The organism is Methanophagales archaeon, assembly GCA_021159465.1.
Taxonomy (GTDB): Archaea; Halobacteriota; Syntropharchaeia; order Alkanophagales; family Methanospirareceae; genus G60ANME1.
The window spans coordinates 1-2,644 of sequence record JAGGRR010000158.1 but is presented as its reverse complement, the minus strand read 5'-3'; the positions used below and the strand labels follow the sequence as shown (position 1 = coordinate 2,644).

Genomic DNA, 2,644 nt, shown 5'->3' with positions numbered 1-2,644 from the left:
CGATCAGCTTAAAACCAACATAATACCCTTCAGAGGGGTAATAAGACCATTTGTACGGTTTCCTATCTTTTCCGATCCTTCTCCTGTTTCTCCATGTATTCAGGTCGATTTTGATCGGTGTTGCGTCTATAAGAATGTATCTCCTTCCCTTTTGCCTTCTTCTCTTAGATACTTTGAATATTCCTCTGAAAAACGTTGATATGGCATTTATGTCTAATTTGGAATGTAATTTATAGAGATATTCCAAATCAGGTATTTTTCTTACACCCATAAATGTTTTCAGCTTCTCGTTATCTTTTAATTCCGATATAAAATCGGAATAGCTCCTTTCAAAGAGATCTGCAACCATAGTGATTCTCATTATGTCTATAAACCGCTCTACATCGGGTATTTTCAGCCTGCTTGCGGTTTTCTTTGCTCTTCCAGAACCAATAGCTTCAAGTATGATTTTTGCTATAATCCATTTTGGATTCTCCGAATCCGGTATTAATGGTGATTTCATGTTACTTCCTCATTTAATAGCAATATACGAGGTTATATTTAAATTTTTCGCTTTTTAACGCTTCATTTTTGAAATAGATTGTTTCTATGTCCTCCATTAATGTTTCCATAAATAACATAACTTAAATTCAAAATTGGGTGGTTTCTATAAGTGGGATTGTAGGTGCTTTGGGGAGGGGGTTATAACAATAACTAAAGAGCCTTCCGCTTTGTGCTTGTACTTGTACCTGTACCGCCATGCCCATACATGGCTATCATCTGCTCCAGCTCACTCCGGTATGATGGCTCATCCCGTACTCGTTCCAGCGCCTGAAGTACCTCCTCTCTTGTTATACCCTTTGATTGCGAAATCCAAGAAATCCTGTCCTCTTCCTGGTCTCTCATTGTTCTCCGTTTGATTGTGAGGTCAGGATCAGGATATACAGTTATCCATGTCTCCTGGGATGGTGGAGTAGGGAATTCTCGATAACAACTCCTGCTTATAATCACATTCTCAAGGTACTGAGATGCAAGCCTGTAAGCATTTTCCATCTCTTCTAGTGTTGGGCGCCGGCTCACGCGTTCATAAGCGAATGTAGGAGCGAAGGGATTTATTCTGTATTTTATTCCCCTATCTATTGATGATAAGAACTCTGCTATCTGCTCTATCTCACTCGCTTCCACTATACCGGGTATGTAAACGGTCTGAACAAGAAGCTCTATCCCTGTATCATGTAATAGCTCCACGCATCTCAAAACCGGTTTATTTGAGCGCCCCGTGTACCACCTGTGGACATCTTCAGAGAACGCTTTGATGTCTATATGCGCTTCGGTTAAGCCAGAATCAACAAGCTCAGCGGCATAACTGCCATTGCCTTCTCGTCCGAGTTCATAACCATTGGACATCAGGACAATCTCATTAAAGCCCTTAGCTCGCAAGCCTGATACGAGAGCAATGAGGAAATCACGGTCGAGGGTTGGTTCACCACCTGTGATCATCGCTTTGGCTGGAAGCTTGCCATAATACTTCAGGCATGCAAGCTCAGCACGCTCCAGTGCCTCTTCGGGACTCAGCAAAGTACCGCCACCATCTCTCGCAGGTCTAAAGCAGCCCCGACAGCGGAAGTTGCAGCCCGTTAACATGAACCATATACGGGGCTCTATCTCCGAGAGCGTGAAATACTGGATACCTCTTTTGCTCATCTCTATCCACCCTCTCCAATTATAAGATATTATTGTAATGTATATAAAAAGTAAAAGTATATGGTGCAGAAAAATACCTTAATTGGACTGTTATCCATCCTTTTAATCATCTCCTGCAGCCTCTTCATTCATGTTTATCATCAACAGCAACGGATAATCGAAGAGCAGCATAGTCTCATAACGCGACTCACACATGAAAGAGGGTTCACCAGAGTCCCACACTCTGAAGGTATGAGCAGTGCCAATATCGTTGCTGTCAGAAGTGATAACCATTCTGGTGTGATAGGGAAGGTGTATGTGGAGATAAAGGAAGGGAGTGGCAACGTACTGATCAATACAAACCCATTTGTCGAGCCAACAACGCAGCAATCAGTGCGCGAGGCGGTAGAAGTGGCTGAGGACTACACCAAAATGAACCTCTCAAACAATGATGTCATTATATACTTTGATATAAACGGGACTTTGATTGGAGGACCTTCTGCTGGTGCCGCCATCGCTGCAGCGGCGATTGCAGCACTGGAGGGTGCGGAGGTGAAGCAGGATGTAGCTATCACCGGGAGTATAGAGGAAGATGGACATATAGGGCATGTGGCTGCGGTCTTCGAGAAGGCGATTGCAGCGGAGAAGACTGGTATGAGTCTTTTTCTGGTGCCCGAGGGGCAGAAGAAGCTGACCTATTACGAACGGAAGACAAAAGAGTATCACCTGTTTGGATTCACATTCTCCCGTGTCTATTACGTACCAGAGGAGATAGACCTCGGTGAATATATGAATGGTAAGATGAACGTCTCAGAGGTGTCAACGATTGAGGATGCGGTCTCCAATATGTTGAGCTATAAGTGAAAGATGAAAGATTAAAGATTAAAGATTAAAGATTAAATTGAAATTGAAAGAGTATATTTTTAAACCGTAACTCCGCAAGTTAACCCATAGGTAGAACCTCAGGGAACAATGAACACAT

The 2,644-nt window shown here is 43.0% G+C and carries 3 protein-coding genes; 1 reads left to right on the top strand and 2 read right to left on the bottom strand.

The features are described 5' to 3' along the window. Together J7J01_07055 and J7J01_07050 are read right to left on the bottom strand one after the other, a co-directional pair. A partial coding sequence (locus tag J7J01_07055) for a hypothetical protein (protein MCD6210630.1) occupies positions 1-502 on the bottom strand: 502 nt, incomplete at its 3' end. A gap of 191 nt (positions 503-693) precedes the next feature. Continuing rightward, positions 694-1,683 carry a radical SAM protein gene (locus J7J01_07050; protein MCD6210629.1) on the bottom strand — a complete coding sequence of 330 codons (990 nt, stop codon included), beginning with the start codon at positions 1,681-1,683 and terminating at the stop codon, positions 694-696. Between the two features lie 231 nt (positions 1,684-1,914). On the opposite strand from J7J01_07050, the gene J7J01_07045 reads away from it, so the two are divergent. Then, positions 1,915-2,526, top strand: a complete 612-nt coding sequence (locus J7J01_07045; GenBank protein ID MCD6210628.1) for a hypothetical protein — start codon at positions 1,915-1,917, stop codon at positions 2,524-2,526. The last annotated feature ends 118 nt before the right edge of the window (positions 2,527-2,644 follow it).